Origin of the sequence: Aquidulcibacter sp. (genome assembly GCF_049239865.1) — a bacterium.
Classification (GTDB): Bacteria; Pseudomonadota; Alphaproteobacteria; order Caulobacterales; family Aquidulcibacteraceae; genus Aquidulcibacter.
On the sequence record NZ_JBMLTR010000224.1, the window covers coordinates 51,110 to 70,312 of the forward strand.

General features: G+C 55.0%; 18 protein-coding genes. 11 read left to right on the top strand and 7 right to left on the bottom strand.

What is annotated here, in order from left to right; all coding sequences use genetic code 11:
- The first annotated feature begins 14 nt into the window (after positions 1-14).
- Positions 15-1,682, top strand: coding sequence for an MFS transporter (locus ACOVRA_RS16885; protein ID WP_421721322.1), 1,668 nt, complete (start codon positions 15-17; stop codon positions 1,680-1,682).
- Between the two features lie 105 nt (positions 1,683-1,787).
- Positions 1,788-2,543 (top strand): class I SAM-dependent methyltransferase, encoded by a 756-nt coding sequence (locus ACOVRA_RS16890; protein WP_421721306.1) that lies wholly within the window; start codon positions 1,788-1,790, stop codon positions 2,541-2,543.
- On the opposite strand, the gene ACOVRA_RS16895 is transcribed toward ACOVRA_RS16890, so the two are convergent.
- Both ACOVRA_RS16895 and ACOVRA_RS16900 read right to left on the bottom strand, forming a co-directional pair.
- Positions 2,540-3,457: a haloalkane dehalogenase gene (locus ACOVRA_RS16895; RefSeq protein ID WP_421721307.1), complete on the bottom strand. Its 918-nt coding sequence runs from the start codon at positions 3,455-3,457 to the stop codon at positions 2,540-2,542. The genes ACOVRA_RS16890 and ACOVRA_RS16895 overlap by 4 nt on opposite strands.
- A 37-nt stretch (positions 3,458-3,494) precedes the next feature.
- The gene (locus tag ACOVRA_RS16900; protein WP_421721308.1) at positions 3,495-3,914 is read right to left on the bottom strand and encodes a hypothetical protein; all 420 of its coding nucleotides are present in this window, start codon (positions 3,912-3,914) and stop codon (positions 3,495-3,497) included.
- 125 nt (positions 3,915-4,039) lie between these two features.
- Here ACOVRA_RS16900 and ACOVRA_RS16905 point away from each other — a divergent pair, with 125 nt between their 5' ends.
- From ACOVRA_RS16905 to ACOVRA_RS16915, 3 genes are all read left to right on the top strand, one after another.
- Positions 4,040-4,876, top strand: coding sequence for a helix-turn-helix domain-containing protein (locus ACOVRA_RS16905; RefSeq protein ID WP_421721309.1), 837 nt, complete (start codon positions 4,040-4,042; stop codon positions 4,874-4,876).
- Between the two features lie 68 nt (positions 4,877-4,944).
- Positions 4,945-5,334, top strand: a complete 390-nt coding sequence (locus ACOVRA_RS16910) for a limonene-1,2-epoxide hydrolase family protein (RefSeq protein ID WP_421721310.1) — start codon at positions 4,945-4,947, stop codon at positions 5,332-5,334.
- Positions 5,335-5,339: 5 nt separating this feature from the next.
- Positions 5,340-5,777 (top strand): hypothetical protein, encoded by a 438-nt coding sequence (locus ACOVRA_RS16915; protein ID WP_421721311.1) that lies wholly within the window; start codon positions 5,340-5,342, stop codon positions 5,775-5,777.
- Here ACOVRA_RS16915 and ACOVRA_RS16920 read toward each other — a convergent pair.
- Positions 5,774-6,979, bottom strand: a complete 1,206-nt coding sequence (locus tag ACOVRA_RS16920; protein ID WP_421721312.1) for a CaiB/BaiF CoA transferase family protein — start codon at positions 6,977-6,979, stop codon at positions 5,774-5,776. The two genes, ACOVRA_RS16915 and ACOVRA_RS16920, sit on opposite strands and share 4 nt — an antisense overlap.
- A gap of 163 nt (positions 6,980-7,142) precedes the next feature.
- Here ACOVRA_RS16920 and ACOVRA_RS16925 point away from each other — a divergent pair, with 163 nt between their 5' ends.
- Complete coding sequence (locus tag ACOVRA_RS16925; protein WP_421721313.1) at positions 7,143-8,291, top strand: DUF2336 domain-containing protein; 1,149 nt, start codon at positions 7,143-7,145, stop codon at positions 8,289-8,291.
- Here ACOVRA_RS16925 and ACOVRA_RS16930 read toward each other — a convergent pair.
- The 4 genes from ACOVRA_RS16930 to ACOVRA_RS16945 form a co-directional block, all read right to left on the bottom strand.
- Entirely contained in the window at positions 8,288-9,262 is a 975-nt protein-coding gene (locus ACOVRA_RS16930) for an EAL domain-containing protein (protein WP_421721314.1), read from the bottom strand. The genes ACOVRA_RS16925 and ACOVRA_RS16930 overlap by 4 nt on opposite strands.
- Before the next feature lie 161 nt (positions 9,263-9,423).
- Positions 9,424-9,915 (bottom strand): Hpt domain-containing protein, encoded by a 492-nt coding sequence (locus tag ACOVRA_RS16935; RefSeq protein WP_290804301.1) that lies wholly within the window; start codon positions 9,913-9,915, stop codon positions 9,424-9,426.
- Between the two features lie 128 nt (positions 9,916-10,043).
- A complete protein-coding gene (locus ACOVRA_RS16940; protein WP_290804304.1) occupies positions 10,044-10,826 on the bottom strand; it encodes an NAD kinase in 783 nt (260 codons plus the stop codon).
- 65 nt (positions 10,827-10,891) lie between these two features.
- Positions 10,892-11,908, bottom strand: a complete 1,017-nt coding sequence (locus ACOVRA_RS16945; RefSeq protein ID WP_421721315.1) for a DUF2336 domain-containing protein — start codon at positions 11,906-11,908, stop codon at positions 10,892-10,894.
- Positions 11,909-12,194: 286 nt separating this feature from the next.
- On the opposite strand from ACOVRA_RS16945, the gene ACOVRA_RS16950 reads away from it, so the two are divergent.
- The 5 genes from ACOVRA_RS16950 to ACOVRA_RS16970 form a co-directional block, all read left to right on the top strand.
- Positions 12,195-12,962, top strand: coding sequence for a class II aldolase/adducin family protein (locus ACOVRA_RS16950; protein WP_421721323.1), 768 nt, complete (start codon positions 12,195-12,197; stop codon positions 12,960-12,962).
- Positions 12,963-13,060: 98 nt separating this feature from the next.
- On the top strand, positions 13,061-13,666 hold the full coding sequence (locus tag ACOVRA_RS16955; RefSeq protein WP_421721316.1) for a hypothetical protein: 606 nt from the start codon (positions 13,061-13,063) through the stop codon (positions 13,664-13,666).
- Between the two features lie 255 nt (positions 13,667-13,921).
- Positions 13,922-15,358, top strand: a complete 1,437-nt coding sequence (locus ACOVRA_RS16960) for an efflux RND transporter periplasmic adaptor subunit (RefSeq protein ID WP_421721317.1) — start codon at positions 13,922-13,924, stop codon at positions 15,356-15,358.
- Entirely contained in the window at positions 15,358-18,495 is a 3,138-nt protein-coding gene (locus tag ACOVRA_RS16965) for an efflux RND transporter permease subunit (protein WP_421721318.1), read from the top strand. Before ACOVRA_RS16960 ends, ACOVRA_RS16965 begins: the two co-directional genes overlap by 1 nt.
- Positions 18,496-18,548: 53 nt before the next feature.
- On the top strand, positions 18,549-19,203 hold a 655-nt coding region (locus tag ACOVRA_RS16970), incomplete at its 3' end, for a 1-deoxy-D-xylulose-5-phosphate synthase N-terminal domain-containing protein (RefSeq protein ID WP_421721319.1).

Genomic DNA, 19,203 nt, shown 5'->3' on the forward strand with positions numbered 1-19,203 from the left:
CTAACATAGAACCCATGCCTAAAACTGCTGGAGGCCAAGCGGCTATTCCGGCGAAGGGGCAGAATGAGAAGCTGGTGATTGCGGCATCCTCGCTCGGCACCGTCTTCGAGTGGTATGATTTTTACCTGTATGGCCTGCTGGCTACCTATATTTCCGCCCAATTCTTTTCGGGCGTGAATGAAACAACGGGCTTCATCTTCGCTCTTGGTGCTTTCGCGGCTGGTTTTGCTGTCCGCCCATTTGGGGCGCTTGTGTTTGGCCGAATTGGCGACATGGTTGGCCGGAAAAACACTTTCTTGGTGACCATGGGCTTGATGGGCCTGGCAACCTTTTCGGTCGGTCTTTTGCCTTCCTATGCCACCATCGGCGTCGCAGCTCCCATCATCTTGATCGGCCTGCGCCTCTTGCAGGGCCTCGCAATGGGCGGCGAATATGGTGGTGCAGCTACCTATGTCGCCGAACATGCGCCAGAAGGAAAACGTGGCCTCTATACCAGCTGGATCCAGACCACAGCGACCTTGGGCCTATTTGCTGCCCTTTTGATCGTGATTGGCACCCGCACATTGCTGGGTGAGGAAGTCTTCAAGGCTTGGGGCTGGCGTGTGCCTTTCCTCGTCTCGATGATCCTGCTGGCTGTATCCATGTGGATCCGCATGCAACTGAACGAAAGCCCTGTCTATCAAAAGATGAAGGACGAAGGCAAAACATCGAAAGCACCTTTGACCGAAGCGTTTGCCAAATGGGGCAATCTGAAGTGGGTGATCATCGTCCTTTTTGGCGCGGTCGCAGGTCAAGCAGTCGTCTGGTACACAGGCCAATTCTACGCACTATTCTTCTTGGAAAAGATGCTGAAAGTCGATGGGGCTAGCACCAATATCCTGATCGCCATCGCTTTGATGACTGGGACCCCGGGCTTTGTGTTCTTTGGCTGGTTGTCTGATAAGATTGGTCGCAAGCCTATCGTCTTGGTTGGTTGTGCGTTGGCAGCGCTGACCTATTTCCCAACCTTCCATGCCTTGACCAAAGCCGCCAACCCAGCTTTGGCACAGGCACAGGCGAGTGCGCCAGTAACCGTGGTCGTCAATAATGCCGATTGCTCGGTTCAGTTCGACCCTGTGGGCAAGAATAAGTTCGACACCAAGAGCTGCGACATTGCCAAATCCTACTTGGCCAAAAGCGGTGTCAGCTATTCGAAGGTCGATGCACCTGCAGGCACAATTGCCTCGATCAAGATCGGCAGTGAAACCTTCACGGCACCTGATCCAGCTTTAGTGACAGGGGCCGATAAGAAGGCGGCTATTGCAGCCTATCAGGATAGTGTGAAAGCTGCTTTGGCCAAAGCAGGCTATCCCGCCAAAGCCGATCCAGCTGCCATGAATAAGCCAATGGTGATCGCCATCTTGGTTTATCTGGTGCTGTTGGTAACCGCCGTCTATGGACCAATCGCGGCCCTCTTGGTGGAGATTTTCCCAAGCCGGATCCGTTACACCTCCATGTCTTTGCCTTATCACATCGGCAATGGTTGGTTCGGCGGCTTCCTTCCCACCACGGCCTTCGCCATGGTTGCGGCAACAGGGGACATTTATTACGGCCTTTGGTACCCCGTTCTGATTGCCGGATTGACAGCAATCCTTGGGCTATTCTTCTTGCCGGAGACGTTTAAGCGCCGCTTGGACGAGTAGAGTTAGAGATCATTCCTAATTTGGAAGACCGGCTGCCGAGGGTGGCCGGTCTTTCGATTTTATAGGCCTCTTGCCTTCTGGATTGGTCTGCGCTTTGAACGTTGTATGCGCGATACAATTGCCGATTATGACCGTCAGGCCCAAGCCTACAGCCAAATTAGAAAGTCTGATCCACGGATCGAGGCTTTAGTCCATCAAGCGTTGGGCGATGCGCGCACGGTGCTAAACCTAGGAGCTGGCACGGGATCGTATGAGCCAGTGGATCGCTATGTGGTTGCGATCGAGCCTTCGGCGACAATGCGCAGCCAACGTTCGCTAAATTTAGCCCCAGCGCTCATAGGGACAGCCGACTCCATCCCATTTGATGACCTATCATTTGAAGCAAGTATGGCGATGTTGACTATCCATCATTGGCCTGATCTCGCGAAAGGCTTGGTCGAAATGCGCCGCGTGACGCGGGGGCCCTGCTTGGTGATGAGTTTTGATCCCGAGGCCCATACTGACTTCTGGATGTTTGATTATGTGCCGGAAATGCGCTTCGTTGAACAAAGGCGCTATCCCAGCCTTGAGCGGATCGAAGCGGGTTTTGGCGGGGCGTGCCAAGTCATCCACTTGCCCGTGGCGCTTGATTGCACCGATCGTTTTCAGGTTGCGCTTTATGGGCGACCCGAGGCTTTTCTGGTGGAGGCTGTGCGGCGCTCTCAAAGTGCTTGGAACTTCTTAGCCGACGGTGTTGAAGACCGTTTTGTTGCCCAGCTTTCTGCCGACCTTGAAGATGGCACTTGGGATACAAAATATGGCCACTTGCGTGACCAAGCCTTTATCACCTGTCAATTGCGGCTGATTGTATCGCGTCCTTAGCCAGCCCGACCAAGGCCAGCGTCAAAGCTCCTCAGCGCTGCTTCAGCTATCTCCTGACCCCATTCTTGCAAAAAATGACCGCCGTCGCGAATGATCATTGGGGTCGGGCAGGCCCGGATCAGTTGCTGCATGTCGTTCATGATGTCGAGCCCAAAGACGGGGTCCGCCGCGCCCCAAGCCATGAAACTTTGGCCTTGCCAGTGTTCGGCCCAGAATGTCCTAGCGGCCAGCGAAACGTCAACGCCAGCCATATCTGGGTCGGTCATGACGCGCTTGGGAAACGCTCTCACCCCCGCTTTGAAGCTGGCATCAGGGAAGGGTGCGTCATAGGCAGCCGCTTCATCTGTGCTCAATTGCGGGGTCGAACGCTGCATGAGCGCACCGACCGCCAAATCTGGACGGGAACCGGAATAGGCGCGCCAAGCCATAAACCCGTCGCTGGGCGGATGGCCTGTTGCTAACGTCGTGTTCATGATGATGAGGCGTGAAATGCGCGCGGCCACACGTGGCACTACCGGCAGCGTCAAGCCCAGCAGCCCGCCCCAGTCTTGCACGACCAAGGTAATATTGCGCAAATCAAGCCGTTCGATCAATGCGATCAGGAAGTTACGATGGAAATCAAAGCCATAGATTTCTTCGTCTTCAGGCTTATCGGATCGTCCAAAGCCTAAAAGGTCAGGCGCAACCACACGGCCACCCGAGGCCACAAACACCGGGATCATTTTCCGGTAGAGATAACTCCAAGTCGGTTGGCCATGGAGACATAAGAAGACTTGATTTGCCTCAACTGAGCCTTCGTCCACATAAGCCGCGCGCAAGCCTTCATAGCCTGCAAGGTCAGTCACATACTGTGGCCTGTAGGGAAAATCGACCAGGGACTCGAAGCGGTCTTCGGGGGTTCTGAGCGCGTTCATTGGATGTCCTATGTTGTGACTGAAGCAGAAGAGCCATTCAGCGCTTCATTGCCCCACTTTGGGTAAGGCCGACCAGATACATGGCTGCCAGAGCGGTATTGGGGATGATGTTGAGGGCAAAGCCTGTCGCGATCGAGCAGATTCCGTCTATGACATACCAACTGATCAGGCCAGCGGTAATCGCGTCCCATAGCGGTCGGCCCTGCGGGCCCAATGTGAAGGCCACCCGCATCACGCCATAAATCATAACTGCCCAGCCAATCGTCAGCGCGCCCATAAGACCCAAGCTAAAGCGCAGGGCAGGCTCAAAGTTTGCTGCATTGCCTCCAGAAAGAGTCTTGATGAGCAGGGAGACCGGCCCGTTTGTCGGCGCGAATGCACCGGCACACAAGACTGCGCCGAACAACACCAAGGATGCACAAAATGCGCCGAAATAGGCGCGCCAGAAAGCAGACATGAAAAACCTCCCCAAACAGATGGGCGGCAGATTGATCCCGTTTCTGCTAGCGGGCAATTACCTCTCACATCATTGAATTGCCTGCACGGTCATGTCAGTTTCAGCGGGCAGGCGGGAGATATTCGATGACAATCACTGTTCAAACCCGACAGGCCGAGGCCGATGGCAACTTCGCCAAGCTTTTACGCGACTGGCGACAAAAGCGCCGCTTATCCCAATTAGATCTGGCACTTATGTCTGGTGTTTCGCAACGACACGTCAGTTTTCTAGAATCGCGCCGGGCCAATCCTAGTCGCAATATGATCCTACAATTGAGCGAGACATTGGAAGTCCCGCTACGCGACCGAAATGCTTGGCTGACCGCCGCCGGCTTTGCGCCCATCTTTAAGACCCGTGAATTGGATGACCCGCAAATGGGGCAAGTCATGGCTGCTATCCGGATGATGCTGACAGCGCATGAGCCTTTTCCCGCGATTGCGTTGGACCGGGCTTGGAATGTCCGTTTGTCCAACCAATCTTTCGATCAGTTAAATGCCATGTTGGGCGATGACATCTGGTCACGGGTCGGTGGTGAGGGTCGCAATCTGTTGCGCTTGTTTTTTCATCCAGACGGCATTCGGCCCTTCGTCACCAATTGGGCGGCAGTTGGCCCATTGATGTGGCAACGTGCACAGCGCGAGGCGGAAGCCTTGGCAGGGACAGACATGAAGGCAGTCTTGGAGGAGCTCGCCCCCTATCAAGATCCACATATTTTATGGTCTGCAGCAGAGGCCTCGCTGGTGCCCGTTATCCCGTTCAATATGGACATTCACGGTCTCAAGGTCTCGATGTTTGCTGTTGTAGCCACCTTTGGGACAGCGCAGGACATTACGGCCGATGAATTGCGACTCGAGACTTTGTTTCCAGCAGACTCAGAAACCGAGGCCATGTTCCGCGCCGCGGCGCAAGCTCGCTCGCAATAACCCCCGACGTAATTGCACGCGCTGCCGATCTCGGTGAAGTTGTGGTTCGCACCCGAGAGGAGAACATTATGACAGATACAAGCACCCAAGCGCTCGATATTGTCCGCCGCTTCTTAAAGACGATGGAGCCTTTGGACTATAACACTGCCTTAGCTCTCGTCTCGCCAACTTGTGTCTATATTAATCCCCCGCCCATTGGCGAAGTCACGGGGCCTGAGGGCATTCGCGCCGTGCTTGAGCCCTTCTTTTCGCCAACTCTGGAGAATGAATTCAGAATTCTGCGGGAGTCTGCCAGCGGCGGGATTGTGTTTTTAGAGCGGCTGGATCGCCATCGTCTGAAAGACAAATGGGTCGAGTTGCCGGTGACTGGGGTCTTTGAAGTCAAAGATGGCTTGATCACCTATTGGCGGGACTATTTCGATGCAGCAACTATCCTCGCGCAATGGCCAACCGGGTGAGGGCGATGAGCCACGCCTTCCATAAATTCTGGCTGAAAGTCACGGCTGTGGTCGTGGGCTCATTTGGTCCGGTGTTCTTTTTAGGAACCATGGCGGCGACGCTTGAGCCTGCCAGATGGACCTTGGATCTGCTCAGTTGGCCATTGGATGGCGGGACAACCTACACCTCTCCCGATACCCGCTTTCTTTCAGCGCTCACGGGGGGATTTTTGGCAGGCTGGGGCGTGATGATCTGGTGCTTATCAGTTTGGGTCTATGATCATGCGCCAGAGGCCGTCCGACGTACCGCACTGGCGGGCATTCTGACGTGGTTTTGTTTAGACAGTGCTGGGTCGATTGCCTCGGGCAATCCGTCCAATGCTCTGTTCAATATGCTGGTGCTGCTAGTCGCCGTTGGCCCCTTATGGTGGCCTGTCCGTGAACAGGCGACCACAGGGGGCTAGAGCTTCTCAGCGACTGTATTCTTCGCCAGAAGGACTTCGATTTCGTTCTCGCTAAAGCCTGCCTCGGCCAAGACCGCGCGTGCATCCTTGCCGGGTGTGGGCACCGGCCGCTTGGTCGCCTCTGGGATGCCGGGGAAGCGAATTGGCCCTGAGGGAGAAGCCTTAGAACCGCCTTGCCCATCCTCAATCTGGGTCATGCCACCGGCGGCCAAGAATTGCGGGTCGGCGACGGTTTCAGCGGGGCTTTGCACGGGAGCCCAGACGAGATCGTGGGCGTCTAATCGGGTCGCAATATCGGCGAAGTCGCGGGACGCGAAAACCTCATCCATCAAGGCAACCAAGGTTGGCCCATTCTCTCGTCGTGCTTTCGAAGTGGCAAAACGGGGATCGTTTTGCAGGTCTTCAAGGCTCAGGGCTTTGCAGAAGCCCGGCCAATCGGCGGTTCCTTGCCGGGGCAGGAGAGTCAGCCAGCGACCATCGCGGCATTGAAAGAAGTTGGCCAGTGGATTGACGGCCTCAGGGCGAGGGCGAGTCGACGCCAGCCGGCCAAAACGCATCTGGATCGACATATCCGAGCCCAATGTATATGTGCCGGCGCGCAGGAGGGATGCATCAACATGCTGCCCCTTACCCGTGCTGTGACGGCTATGTACTGCCGCCAAAATGCCGGCAACGGTTGAAAGCGAGCAGATGTGATCTCCGACACCGGTGCGGATCGGAAAGGGCTCAACGCCTTTCGGCGCCGTCAGCCGAGCCCAGCCAGAGCGCGACCAGAACGCAGCCACATCAAAGCCAGCGCGGTCCACATCGGGGCCCTCTAGTCCGTATCCAGTGACATTGGCGTAGATCAAACGGGGGTTTACGGCTGATAAAGCGGCATAGTCGAGACCCGCGCGTGTCAGGCCGCCCGGACGCACATTGGTGATAAAGACATCGGCGTCTGCTACCAATTTCCTCACCAAATCGCGGCCTTCGTCCTGTGCAGTATCAATGATGATGGAGCGCTTGCCGCGATTATCGAGGTCAAAAACCGGGTTCTCCGCGATATCAGAGCCGATGGTATCAAAGAAGCGACGGATCGGATCGCCACCGGGCGGTTCTATCTTAATTACGTCCGCTCCCCAATCGGCCATCAAGCCACCGGCACCTGGTGCTGCGATGTATGTGGCGTATTCGATGACTTTGAGACCCGTGAGCAGCATGATGTGTTTCCCCGAAGATTTTGATTTTTAGATTCTGATTTTTATACTCGACCTGCATCACAACAGCCCAAGTGTTTACCTGTGTAAAGACGCCATTAACCCTAACAGAGCACCTTAGCTGTGTTGCGAATCACGGCAAATGTGGTTCTGGGAGCGATGTGTCATGGGCGTTTCAACGCTACGCGTAAATCTGAGTGAAGCAGACATTCGGGCCTTAATCAAAGGCGATACCGATGAGGATCGCGCTTTGGCCTGTTATCGGCTGTGTCGACGTATCGATACGGTGACCTTGACCGATGAAGAACGCGCATATGCTGAGCAAATCTTGCAGATTGTCGTCACAGGCGCCGCTGAGCGCGTGCGCCGTGCATTGGCCGTGACCTTGAAGGCTTCGCCAAACCTTCCTCCAGAAATTGCATCAAAGCTCGCGCGCGATATTGAATCGATTGCAGTGCCACTGCTGGAAAGTTCACCAGTACTCAGTGATGAGGATCTGGTTGAAATTCTTGAATCGGCAGAGCCTGCTCGCCAATATGCAATCGCCCGTCGTGAGACTTTGTCGGAGGCGGTCACCACGGCTTTATGCACCTTTGGTGTGGATGGCGCTATCATTGAAGCGCTTCATAATGAAGCTGCCGAATTCAATGATGTAGGCATGACCCGTGCCCTGGACCGTTTCCCAACTGGGCGAGCCTTGCAAGAGGCAATGCTTGAGCGGCCGATCTTGCCTGTGCTGGTTTCTGAAAAGTTAGCAGCGCGCTTGACGGGTGAATTGTTTGATCGTTTGGTCGAAAAGCATGCCATGCCGCCGCAAATGGCAATCGATCTAGCCACCAACACGCGTGAGCGCGCTGGCATTGATTTGATCGCGCAGGCTGGCTTGCAGGCCGACATGAAGCGATATGTCCAGCAATTGCATCTCAATGGCCGCTTGACCCCCAGCTTTGTGCTACGCGCGCTTTGCCAGGGTGAAGTGCGTTTGGTTGAATATGCCTTTGCTGAACTGGCAGGCATTCCGCACAACAAAGCTTGGCTGTTGGTTCATGATGGCGGCACCATGGGGCTTCGCGCGATCTTCGAGCGAGCCAACATGCCGCCAAGCCTTTATCCGGCTTTCCGGGCAGCGATCGAAGTCTTGCATGAGACCGAGTTTGACGGCACGGCTGACGATCGTATCCGCTTCCGCAAGCGCATGATTGAGCGCGTCCTGACACGGTTCCAGTCTATCCCGGACGAGGATTTGAACTACCTCCTCGAAAAGCTCGACTATGTGCGGGAAGAGGCTGAAGAAAAGCGCGTCGCTGTCGGTTAAGCCGCTTCGGAGCTGGTTTGAGCCAAATCCGTCAACTCTTCTAGGCTGAAAAGCTGGAGGGGGGTGTGTGTGTCGCTTGGAACCAAATCAGTTTGGTCTTGCGCTTGCACGGTCTCTAATGACGTGTCCAAAGCTCGTAATTCAGCTCTTGGCTTTGGTATTGCTTCATCACCGCGTTCCAGCCCAGACGGTTGTTCGCGCAGCATTTCTGAGGCTGCCTGAAAACTTAAAGGCGGCGAAACAAAATGTCCTTGTAGCCGGGTGAAGCCAATCTGATTGCATTGCCGGATCGCCTTGGCGGTTTCTGCCCCGACCGCGACAACCGGAATGTCGGCGGCTTGAGCCGCTTGAATTCGGCGCATAAAGGCGCTGGCACCGACAGAATGAAGGCGGCTAGCAACCGTTAGCATCGTTGAGCCACCACACTTAAGCTGGCAGAAGAGGGCGCGCGCCCGTTTGTCGAGCGCAAGACTTGGTGGTCCCTTGGCGTCTAGAGCGATTTTGAAGCCAAAGCCGGCCAATATCTCCAAACAGGCGAAGCCTTGACTGCCGATGCAGGTCAATTCCTCTTCGTCAATCTCGAGGATGATCCACTCCGGTCGCGCACCTTCACTCAGTACACAAGCGGTTAGATCTCGACCAAAGCTAGGGTCCAGAACGTCCGTCATGGAGATGTTGATAGCGACATCAATGGCATGGCCATGATTGCGCCAAGTATAGACGGCGCGTGCAGCTTGGGCGGCAAGCGTTCGGCTCATCACGCCAATGAGGCCTTCCTTGGCTGCGAGGCTGAAGAAAAGGCCGGGGGATAATATGCCAAGCTTTGGGTGGTGCCAGCGGGCGACACCTTCAAAGGCGACAATTTCTTTGGTGGATAGATCGACTTGTGGCTGAAAAGCGAGTTGGATTTCGCCCGCAGCGAGGCTTGAAAGCAATTCAACGCGTGCCAAGGAAACCACTTGCGATACCATCGTCTCGACCCTGATCCACATCCTGGCAAGTTAGAACCAGTACTGTGCTAGCAGTCAGGCCTTAAGCGGCAGTCAGATCGGTCGGGACAATTTTACGCGTATTGCCAAAGAAAAAACCCGACCAAATGGCCGGGTTTTTTCTTGGAAAAGATTGGTGTTGTTTACTGGCCAGCTGCGTAGCGATTCACCTGCGTCTGCAACTCGATCAACAACGCTTTGCCGATCGGATGATCGCTATCTTTGATGTTTTGCTTCACCGCTGCAATGATCGCGCCGACATGGGCGTCCAGAATTTGACGCGGGGCTTGGGCGCGACCTTCAGGACTATCGATCAACTTGCACAAGGATGCCGCAAATTGCGAGACAATCGGGAAGCCATAGGTAGAACCCAAGCCCTTCAAGTCATGCGCACGGCGGTAAAATTCTTCGAGTTCATGTTCACCCGACCCTTGCTTGTTTACAACGGCATAAGCCGCTTCAAGCTTGACCAGCTCATCATTCAGCCAACCGCCAAATTGGTCAGACATGGATGCCAGAGCCGCTTCTGCTCGAGCAATCGCTGCGGCGTCGAACCCGCCAAGACGATTACCCAATTTCGCTTTCAAGCGGTTAGGTGGGGAGATAAATTCAACTTGGTCGTCTTGGCTGGACATCTTAAACTCCACTCTAAATGAATACCTATCAAATTGCGTTTAATAGATTATGAAAGAGCGAAACTTGGTCTGTTTGTTGTGCGCAGATACCTAAGGGTACTTAGAGTCGTATGAGCAAACAGATTGAATTACTGCGCAAATTGTTCGGCCAACATCCTCTCATCCAAGGATCGATCCGGGTCGAACAGCATGACCATGCTGCGCGAACGATCTTCTCGAATGCTAACGCTAGCAACATTGCGGACTTCTTGGCTGTCAGCAGAGGCTGCTACTGGGCGTAAGTCTGCATCCAAGACTTCAAACCGCACATGTGATTCTCGTCGAAGTAACGCACCCCGCCACCGGCGAGGACGAAACACGCTGATCGGTGTCAGTGCGAGTAATCCACATCCTAACGGCAAAATCGGGCCATGGGCCGAGAGATTGTAGGCCGTACTGCCAGCAGGTGTTGCAACCAGCACCCCGTCACAAATGATCTCATTCAGTCGCTCTGCTTCATCCACTACGATCCGCAATCTCGCGGTCTGATGGGTTTGACGTAGGAGAGATACTTCATTGATGGCAACATGATCGTGAATTTGGCCATCAACTTGAACGGTGGACATACGCAATGGATGGATGACCGATGCTTTGGCTGCAGCGATTCGGTCGGGTAAATCGCCCTCGCGGTAATCATTCATCAGAAAGCCAATTGTGCCTTGGTTTAAACCAAACACGGGTATGCCGTCATCCATATGCCGTCTGAGGGTCTCCAGCATCAAGCCATCGCCTCCGAGGGCTACAATTACATCGGCATCGCTTTCTTTAACCGAGCCATAAAGATGACGCATGCGCAACATGGCTTCGCGTGCCTCCGGTCGCGCGCTGGCAACAAAAGCAATGCGTTCAAGGCGTCTACGCGAAGTCGTCATGGACTCTATCCAACCAAAGGCAAACCATCCCTCTAGAACGAGAAGAGAGCGGCTTCTACTCTTTATTAGTTGGTCATGCCTTTTGCAAAGGCAGTGCGCGCTGCGCCGGGCGAACAACGCATCCAGACGAGAGCGACAGTGCGATCGTCCCCGATGGTCCACGGAATCGAACGCACCTCTAGAGTCTCGTAAATAGTTCTGACAATTGAGGAATCAAAATTAGCCGCCCGAGCTGCAAGCGCGATGCTCTCAGTTTCAGCGCTCACGAGTTTCCGGCTGACACCCGCTACGGGCAATTCCAAGATACGGGCGATGCCGCGCACAAAATGCTCACGCTCTCCGCGCATCAAAGCTGCGACCAAGAAACCGGGGGTTGGCTTCACATCTAAATTGCGCGTGGTCTTGCGAACGGTCTCGACGACACGCTCAGGCATGGGATGATGGAAGAGACTCTTCGTGGCCTGTGAAGCGGCTTCCGCTGTCGATTCAGCAACAACATTTACCAAACGGCTGGCAATACGTGGGGATACGCGAGCGGTGATGACGTCACGGGCTTCTGCGCCGGCGATCGCAAAAGCAGCAGCAACCAGGCTAGGGGGCAAGTCGTGACGGGTAATGAGGGAATTAAGTGAGTCTGGGGTATCAGACAGCACATTCATGGCGCGCTCAAAATCACTTGCGGCGATCCGAGCCGTCACATTTGATGCCAAATTGCTGAGGATTTTCTTGTCTTCCGTCTCAATCAGGCTGTGAGAGACCATCTCGCCAATGCACGAACGCTCGGCAATCGTCATGCGATGTTCAAAGCCGCAGGCTTTGACTACCTCAACAAGAATATCGTCATTGAGAATGGGACAGAAGGCTAGGATTGGTTGCGCGATATCGAAGGAATCCAAGGCCAGTTCCCGAACCAACTCGATCGGGGCCCAATCCGCCATTGCCAAAGTTGCCGACAGCTTCAAACGAACTTCTTGCCGCGCAAAATTATAGAGTTTGACGAGGATATCAGAGAATAATGTCCGCTCCATCAAACTGGCTTCTTCGCCCGTATCGAGGAACTGAGCGGCAGTAGCAGCTACCAATGCCTCTCTGGCCTCGCGCGAACTGTTTTCTGCGAGCGAAATTAGGGGATGATTGGTGCTATTGTTTCCCATTGCGTTATGATGGGTAGTGTTGGTGTGGTTACCAGAATGTAAACGGCATTCATAAGAATGCAGAGTTTCTGCAGGTAACTTGACCCAAAATCAAAGTGGGGCAAGAGTGCTGTCCCGGTCGTGGAGGTAACGTTTAATGAATGCTCATACCCAGAATTCAAGCTCGCAGGGTGGTACCGCTTTGCCCGCAGGCGCAGCGCCTGCTTTAACTGGTATGATGGCCAGCGCTGCCCCAATCTACGGTGAAAAAGTTGACGATGCAGAGTGGCGCGCGCGTGTCGATTGCGCGGCTCTTTATCGTTTGATCGCGCTTTACGGCTGGGATGATATGATTTTCACGCACATCTCTTTGCGCCTGCCAGGACCGGATCATCACTTCTTGATTAATCCCTACGGCTTCATGTTTGACGAGATTACAGCTTCTTCGCTGGTGAAGGTCGACTTAAATGGCAATGTCATTGAGCCGACGCCATATTTCATCAATCCAGCTGGCTTTACCATTCACTCGGCGATTCACGCTGCCCGCGAGGATGCGATGTGCGTCATTCATTGCCACAGCGACGCTGGGGTTGCCGTAAGCGCGCAAAAGGGCGGTCTTTTGCCAATTTCGCAAACGGCGATGGCCTGTACGGCGGACCTTGCATATCATGATTACGAAGGCGTTGCCCTCGACCTTGATGAGCGCGAGCGTTTGGTGAAAGATATTGGCACCAAGAACTTTATGTTACTGCGTAACCACGGAACGCTGACGGTTGGTGAGTCTGCCGCGTCGGCCTTCATGCGGATGTTTTACCTAGAACGCGCTTGCAAGATGCAGGTCCTCGCCCAAGCGGGTGGAGAGCTTTTGACCTGTGATGAGGCGATGGAGGAGCGGGTAGGCCAGCAAGTCAAACCTGCATTTACTCAGGCACTTGGCGGAATGTTGGCGTGGCCGGGCCTCTTGCGCAAGGTGGCACGCCAATCTCCAGGGTTCAACGCTTAAGTCGCTCCAAGCTTTCAGCTTGGCTTTGTTGTGCGTGGGTCGGGCTTACACCCGCGGCTACGGCTGCTGGTGCATGGCTGCCGGCCCCGCATCATGGCGTGTTGATTGCCAATTTGGTCGAAGTCAAAACCGACCAAGCGCAACCTGGTACGTCATTTGAGCTGTATGGAGAATATGGCCTGAAGCGCGGTTGGGCCTTGGTGGCCGCCCCTTCGCTCAGCCAAGCTGTGCAATCGCCATCTGAGGAATGGGTATTGGATGAAGTGATGGTAGCGGCACGACGCAAGCTCTACGTCAGCGAAACTGTTGCTGTTTCAACCCAAATTGGTGGCTTTTCCATCCCGAACTCTGGGGAACAACGTGATCGCGCCTTCGGGGTAGAGACGCGGATTGCGATCGGTAAGAGCTTTGGGGATAAGGGCTGGCTCAATGTGGAAGCAGCCTCGCGCTCGTGCGGGGAGGCTGGCGTCGGCGGCCGATTTGACGCCACATTGGGGCTCAACATGGCCAAAAATCAAAAGTTTATCGTGAAGGCTTTTGGGGATGGCAATGGCTGCACGAAGGCGATTGTCCGGACGCAAATCAGCTTTGTTCGGCCTTTGTCTGACAGGCTAGCCCTTGAGCTTGGCTGGCGACAGACCTTGTCCCAAGATTCTACGCGCGCGGACCGTGGCTTTGTGGTCGGGTTGTGGCAGAAATTCTGACTGGAAAAGCAAGTATTTTGCCCTATTTGCCCCATTGGGTGTTGCTGCGGCAGTCAATCTGATCACGCGGCGTTCAGATTGCGTCAAAAGCGATAAAAGTGCAGGGATCATAATGACAAAGCGTTCACCCGCACGCTAAACTTCCGCTACTAAAGTCACGAAGGCAATGAGAAGCCTGTCTCGGAGATATTTGTTTTGCCTGAGTTTCTAAGACGACACTTTTTCTTTGCTTTGGCGGGGGCGGCTTTTGTCGCTATGTTTGCCTTCGTGTTGTTGAAGGAAGTTGGTCTTTTCGGCAAGCCGAAGATGGGTGGCACGGCAGGTGCGTCTGCGAGCCAAGGTAAGGGCGGGGCAGGCAAAGCAGGGTCTCGGCCAACTAATGTTACGTTGACCAAAGCCGAAGTGCGTGTTTTTTCCGATCGTGTGGAAATCCCCGGAACCGCTTTGGCCAACGAATCCATCACAGTTACCTCCAAAGTTCAGGACGTTGTTGATGAAGTCCGTTTTGAGAGTGGCCAAAATGTGCAACGTGGGGCGATCTTGATCGTTTTGGCGCGGACTGAACAATCAGCGGACCTTGGTGGCGCACGCAATGATGTTGCAGCCGCTTTTGATGATGCCGATGGCGTCTATCAGGAAGCCGCTGCGGCAAGGGCAGAAGCCGATGCAGCCTATAATGAAATCAATGCGGTTAGCCGTGACCTTGAAGCAGCGCGAGCTGGAATTGCCGAAGCTGAGGCGGTGCGAAGTGAAGCCAAGCTGAATTTTGATCGTGTGACGGCATTGGCCGATCGCGGCTTTGCCTCCAAAGCCCGCCTGGATTCAGCGCGGGCACAATTGCAATCCGCTGAGTCCCGGTTTCAAGTAGCTAAAGAGCGGGCGGAGGGGGCCTCTCAGCGGATTGAAACGCAAAAGGCGCGGGCTAATGCGCTGACTCGTCGCGCTCAAAGCGTTGATCAGCGCGCACAATCTTCCCGCGCACGGGCTCAAAGTGTGGCGAGTCGCACCAATTCGGTGCAGTCGCGCTTGTCAGACCGCATCATTCGCGCACCCTTTTCGGGACGTATTGGTCTGCGCACCGTAAGCCCCGGCCAATTGGCCCGACCTGGCGACGTGTTGGCGACTTTGGATGACATCTCGCAGATCAAAGTTGATTTTGATGTACCAGAAACTCGAATAAACTCGCTACAAGTCGGCACGGAAGTGGCGATCCGCTCTACCGCGATCCCAGACCAGTTATACAAAGCCACCGTGCGGTTTGTCGATACGCGCATTGACCCGCGGTCGCGCTCCATCCGCGCGCGCGCTTATATTCCAAACACCGACGGTCGATTGCGTCCAGGCATGTTGATGAGTGTGGATCTGATCACACCAGATCGGCGCATGCCGGCAGTGCCTGAAGTTGCGCTGCTCGAAGAGGGTAATGCCAGCTTTGTTTTCATCGCCCAAAGCGATGGCAAGGATGGACAGAAGGCCAAACGCATTCCGGTTAGCATCGGGATGCGCCGCGATGGTTTTGCCGAAATTGTCAGCGGACTTCCCGCCAATACGATGGTGATCACCGAGGGCCTTGTCGGCCTGCGGGACGGTCAAGCCATTAAGCCGGTTGGCGGCGGTGGTACACCGGGGGCGAAGTCGGCGGATACCAAAGCAGCAGCGCCTGCGGCTAAATCAGATGGGCGTGGCGGCTGATGTTTCTCGCGGACGTCTCGGTCAAACGCCCAGTTCTGGCCACAGTCGCCAGTCTGCTCTTGATTGCGTTTGGCTTGATCGCCTTTCGCAGTCTGCCTTTGCGCGAGCTGCCCGCCGTTGATCCACCAATTGTTTCGATCACTACCCAATATCGTGGGGCGTCGTCTGATATTGTTGAGACGCGCATTACCCAGATTATCGAAGACCAGTTGACAGGGATCGAAGGCCTCGCCTCCATTCAGGCATCGAGCCGCGATGGCCGTTCGTCCATACGGGTTGAGTTTAAGTTGTCTCGGAATCTAGACGAGGCAGCCAATGACGTGCGCGCCGCGGTTAGCCGGATTCAAAACCGTCTGCCTCAGGGTGTAGATCCGCCACAGGTGGAAAAATCCGACGCCGATTCTGATCCAATCATGTTCCTCAATTTGGCGTCGAGCAATTTGACGACCGCCCAACTGACAAGTTTTGCCGAGCGGACCTTGGTGGACCGATTGAGCGCGATTGACGGGGTGGCGACGGTTCGCGTGTTTGGCGGCCTGCGCCAATCCATGCGGGTGTGGCTGGATACCGAAGCGCTCGCCGCGCGCGGGCTTACCCCCGATGATGTCGATGCCGCCCTACGGACGCAGAATGTCGAATTGCCAGCAGGTACAATCGAGGGCCAAGAACGCGACTATACAATGCGCATCGCGCGCGGCTATCGCACGGCGGAAGAGTTTCGGCGCATGCCGATTGGCCGTAGCGGTGATGGACGGGTAACGCGCCTTGAGGATGTCGCCCGCGTGGCCGTGGAACCTGAAGATGACCGGCGGATTTTTCGGGGTAATGGCGTCAATCAAGTCGGGCTTGGCATCGTGCGACAATCCAATGCCAATGCGCTGGAGGTCGCGAAGGCAATTCGAGCGCAAAACGATGTCATTGCTAAAACTCTGCCCAAAGGCACAACAATTGTAGTCGCTTTTGACTCAACGGTCTTTATTGAGCGCGCGATTTCTGGCGTCTGGACCACGATGGCCGAAGCCATTGTTTTGGTGATCCTCGTCATTTTCTTGTTTCTGGGCTCGTTCCGCGCGGCCCTTTTGCCGGCTGCGACCATCCCAGTGTGTTTGATTGCGACTTTCGGCGTATTGGGCGTTTTTGGCTTTTCAATTAATCTCATTACGCTCTTGGCATTGGTTCTTGCTATTGGCTTGGTTGTTGATGATTCTATTGTAGTTTTGGAGAACATCCAGCGCCGGATTGATCAGGGTGAGCCTGCGCTCATCGCGGCTCAGCGCGGTACCAATCAAGTAGCGTTTGCGGTGATCGCGACGACAGCCGTTTTGGTCTCGGTCTTTACGCCGCTCTTGTTCACCGGCGGTTTCGTCGGCCGCCTGTTCGTCGAGTTAGCGGTGACTATTGCGTCTGCCGTAACAATTTCAGCCTTCGTAGCCTTGACCCTGACCCCTATGATGGGCTCGCTCCTCTTGCGTCCGGCAGACAAGACCAACAAGCTTTCCGCTTTTATCGATAAGTCTTTTGACGCCGTTCGTGCATCCTATGCTACGTCGGTCAAGGCGAGTTTGAAGGCCCCGAAGACCGCGTTTGCTGTCATGGGCGTCGCGATTCTGGCGGCAGGATTTTTTGCTGCCAAACTACCCAGCGAGCTTATCCCACTGGAAGATCGCGGCAATATCACGGTGCAATTCAGCGGGCCTGAAGGCGCGGGCTTTGCCTATACCCGCCAGATTGTCGCCAAGATCGAGCCCGTGCTCGCCGAATATGTCAAAAGCGGTGAAGCGTCTCGAACTCTCGTCATCGCACCGAACTTCCAAGATCAAGGCACCAACCGGATGAACCGCGGGCTTAGTCGGGTGTTCTTGGCCGAATGGGGCACGCGTCGCGATGGTAACGAGATTGTAGATGAGCTTAACCGTAAGCTGGCGGGCATTCCAGGCGCGCAGTTCCGGGCTTCTATGCAAAACGCGTTTTCCGGCGGGCGTGGCGGCGGCGGAAATGATGGGGTTTCTATCGTTCTGGGCGGCAGTGATTACCTAGAACTGGCAGCTGTTGCTGAAAAAATCGTCGCAAGCGGTCGTGCCAATGAAGGGTTTGCCCGTATACGGATGAATTATGAGCCGATTTCGCCCAAGATTGAAATTGCCATCAATCGGGAGCGGGCTGCAGCGCTAGGGGTCTCTGTCCAATCCATTGGTCGCACCTTGGAAGCCACCACGGGCTTGCGTCGGGTTGGTACATATCCAGCTGACGGTGAAGAATATGACGTCATTCTCCAAGTTGATCGCCGCGAGCGGCAAAGCGTTGAAGCACTTGGCCGGATATATGTACGGTCTGATCGCACGGGAGAGCTTGTCCCTCTTTCCAATCTTGTCACTACCAAGAATTTGGGTGGAACAGATGATCTGCCGCGCGTGAATAAATTGCGCGCCGTCACAATCACTGCCAATCTCAACAAAGGCTATTCCATTGGCGAGGCCGTGAAGTGGTTAGAAGAGACAGCAGCGGAAGATATGAAGCCCGATATGAAAATCGACTACACGGGCCAGTCGCAACAATTTAAAGAGGCAGGCTCTGCCATCGGCTTTGCCTTCGCTTTGGCGATCCTGATCGTATTTTTGACCTTGGCCGCGCAATTTGAAAGTTTCGTCCACCCATTGACGATTATGATCACCGTGCCGCTAGCCATCGCTGGGGGATTGTTCGGGCTCTATGCGGCTGGCTTTAGTCTCAACATTTATTCCCAGATTGGCTTGATTATTCTAGTAGCTTTGGCGGCTAAGAACGGCATTTTGATCGTGGAGTTCGCCAACCAATTGCGCGATGAGGGCCGCTCTGTTCGCGATGCGATTGCTGAGGCTGCCGACCTTCGCTTGCGCCCGATCCTGATGACCTCGGTTGCTACGGTTGCTGGGGCGTTGCCGCTGGCCTTGTCACACGGGGCTGGCAGTGAAGCGCGCGCCAATATTGGCGTGGTCGTGGTTTTCGGCGTGCTGTGCGCGACGGCATTGACGCTTTATGTCGTTCCCGTGGTGTACATGTTGTTGGCACGTTTTACTGGCAGTCCTGAGGCCCGCGCCAAAGCGATTGAGGACTTTGAGCGCAGCGAGACACAAGCACAGGCCGCTGCTGCTGAGTAAGTTGCCGGAAACCAGCACTGGCGGGATTTGGCGGGTAAGGCTAAAGTGTAGCCATGAATGCTATTGCTCCTGTCCCCAAGCCATCGCTCTCGCCAGACGAGCTAGCCGCCCTCTCAACCGTGGAAGAGCGCCTTTTGTGGCTCGCTTCTTGGACCATCCATAACGCCAATCATGTGCGCCCGAATCGCGATGGGCTGAAGGTCGGCGGGCATCAGGCATCATGTGCATCTATGACAAGCTTGATGACGGCGCTCTATTTTAAAGCGCTGCGTCCGCAAGACCGGGTTGCGGTAAAGCCCCATGCCAGCCCCGTGTTTCATGGCGCGCAATATCTGTTTGGTCGCCAGACACGGGAACAATTGGAGCGGTTTCGCGGCCTTGGCGGCGCGCAATCCTATCCAAGCCGGACCAAAGATAAGGACGACGTCGACTTCTCGACCGGCTCAGTCGGTCTTGGGGTTGCTGTAACGGCCTTTGCCGCTTTGGTGCAGGATTATTTGGCCGCCCGTGGCCGTGTGCCAGCTGAATCTATGGGCCGCATGATCGCGCTTTTGGGTGATGCAGAACTCGACGAAGGCAATATTTATGAGGCCTTGATTGAGGCCTATAAGCACGATCTGCGCAACATCTGGTGGATTGTTGACTATAATCGGCAAAGCTTGGATGCCACGACGTCTGAACGGATGTGGGACCGGTTTGACGACATCT

What these genes read in the sequence shown, in the direction of transcription:
- ACOVRA_RS16885 (WP_421721322.1), top strand. Translation starts at nt 15, where the DNA reads ATGCCTAAAACTGCTGGAGGCCAAGCGGCTATTCCGGCGAAGGGGCAG.
- ACOVRA_RS16890 (WP_421721306.1), top strand. Translation starts at nt 1,788, where the DNA reads ATGCGCGATACAATTGCCGATTATGACCGTCAGGCCCAAGCCTACAGC.
- ACOVRA_RS16895 (WP_421721307.1), bottom strand. Translation starts at nt 3,457, where the DNA reads ATGAACGCGCTCAGAACCCCCGAAGACCGCTTCGAGTCCCTGGTCGAT.
- ACOVRA_RS16900 (WP_421721308.1), bottom strand. Translation starts at nt 3,914, where the DNA reads ATGTCTGCTTTCTGGCGCGCCTATTTCGGCGCATTTTGTGCATCCTTG.
- ACOVRA_RS16905 (WP_421721309.1), top strand. Translation starts at nt 4,040, where the DNA reads ATGACAATCACTGTTCAAACCCGACAGGCCGAGGCCGATGGCAACTTC.
- ACOVRA_RS16910 (WP_421721310.1), top strand. Translation starts at nt 4,945, where the DNA reads ATGACAGATACAAGCACCCAAGCGCTCGATATTGTCCGCCGCTTCTTA.
- ACOVRA_RS16915 (WP_421721311.1), top strand. Translation starts at nt 5,340, where the DNA reads ATGAGCCACGCCTTCCATAAATTCTGGCTGAAAGTCACGGCTGTGGTC.
- ACOVRA_RS16920 (WP_421721312.1), bottom strand. Translation starts at nt 6,979, where the DNA reads ATGCTGCTCACGGGTCTCAAAGTCATCGAATACGCCACATACATCGCA.
- ACOVRA_RS16925 (WP_421721313.1), top strand. Translation starts at nt 7,143, where the DNA reads ATGGGCGTTTCAACGCTACGCGTAAATCTGAGTGAAGCAGACATTCGG.
- ACOVRA_RS16930 (WP_421721314.1), bottom strand. Translation starts at nt 9,262, where the DNA reads ATGGTATCGCAAGTGGTTTCCTTGGCACGCGTTGAATTGCTTTCAAGC.
- ACOVRA_RS16935 (WP_290804301.1), bottom strand. Translation starts at nt 9,915, where the DNA reads ATGTCCAGCCAAGACGACCAAGTTGAATTTATCTCCCCACCTAACCGC.
- ACOVRA_RS16940 (WP_290804304.1), bottom strand. Translation starts at nt 10,826, where the DNA reads ATGACGACTTCGCGTAGACGCCTTGAACGCATTGCTTTTGTTGCCAGC.
- ACOVRA_RS16950 (WP_421721323.1), top strand. Translation starts at nt 12,195, where the DNA reads ATGATGGCCAGCGCTGCCCCAATCTACGGTGAAAAAGTTGACGATGCA.
- ACOVRA_RS16960 (WP_421721317.1), top strand. Translation starts at nt 13,922, where the DNA reads ATGTTTGCCTTCGTGTTGTTGAAGGAAGTTGGTCTTTTCGGCAAGCCG.
- ACOVRA_RS16965 (WP_421721318.1), top strand. Translation starts at nt 15,358, where the DNA reads ATGTTTCTCGCGGACGTCTCGGTCAAACGCCCAGTTCTGGCCACAGTC.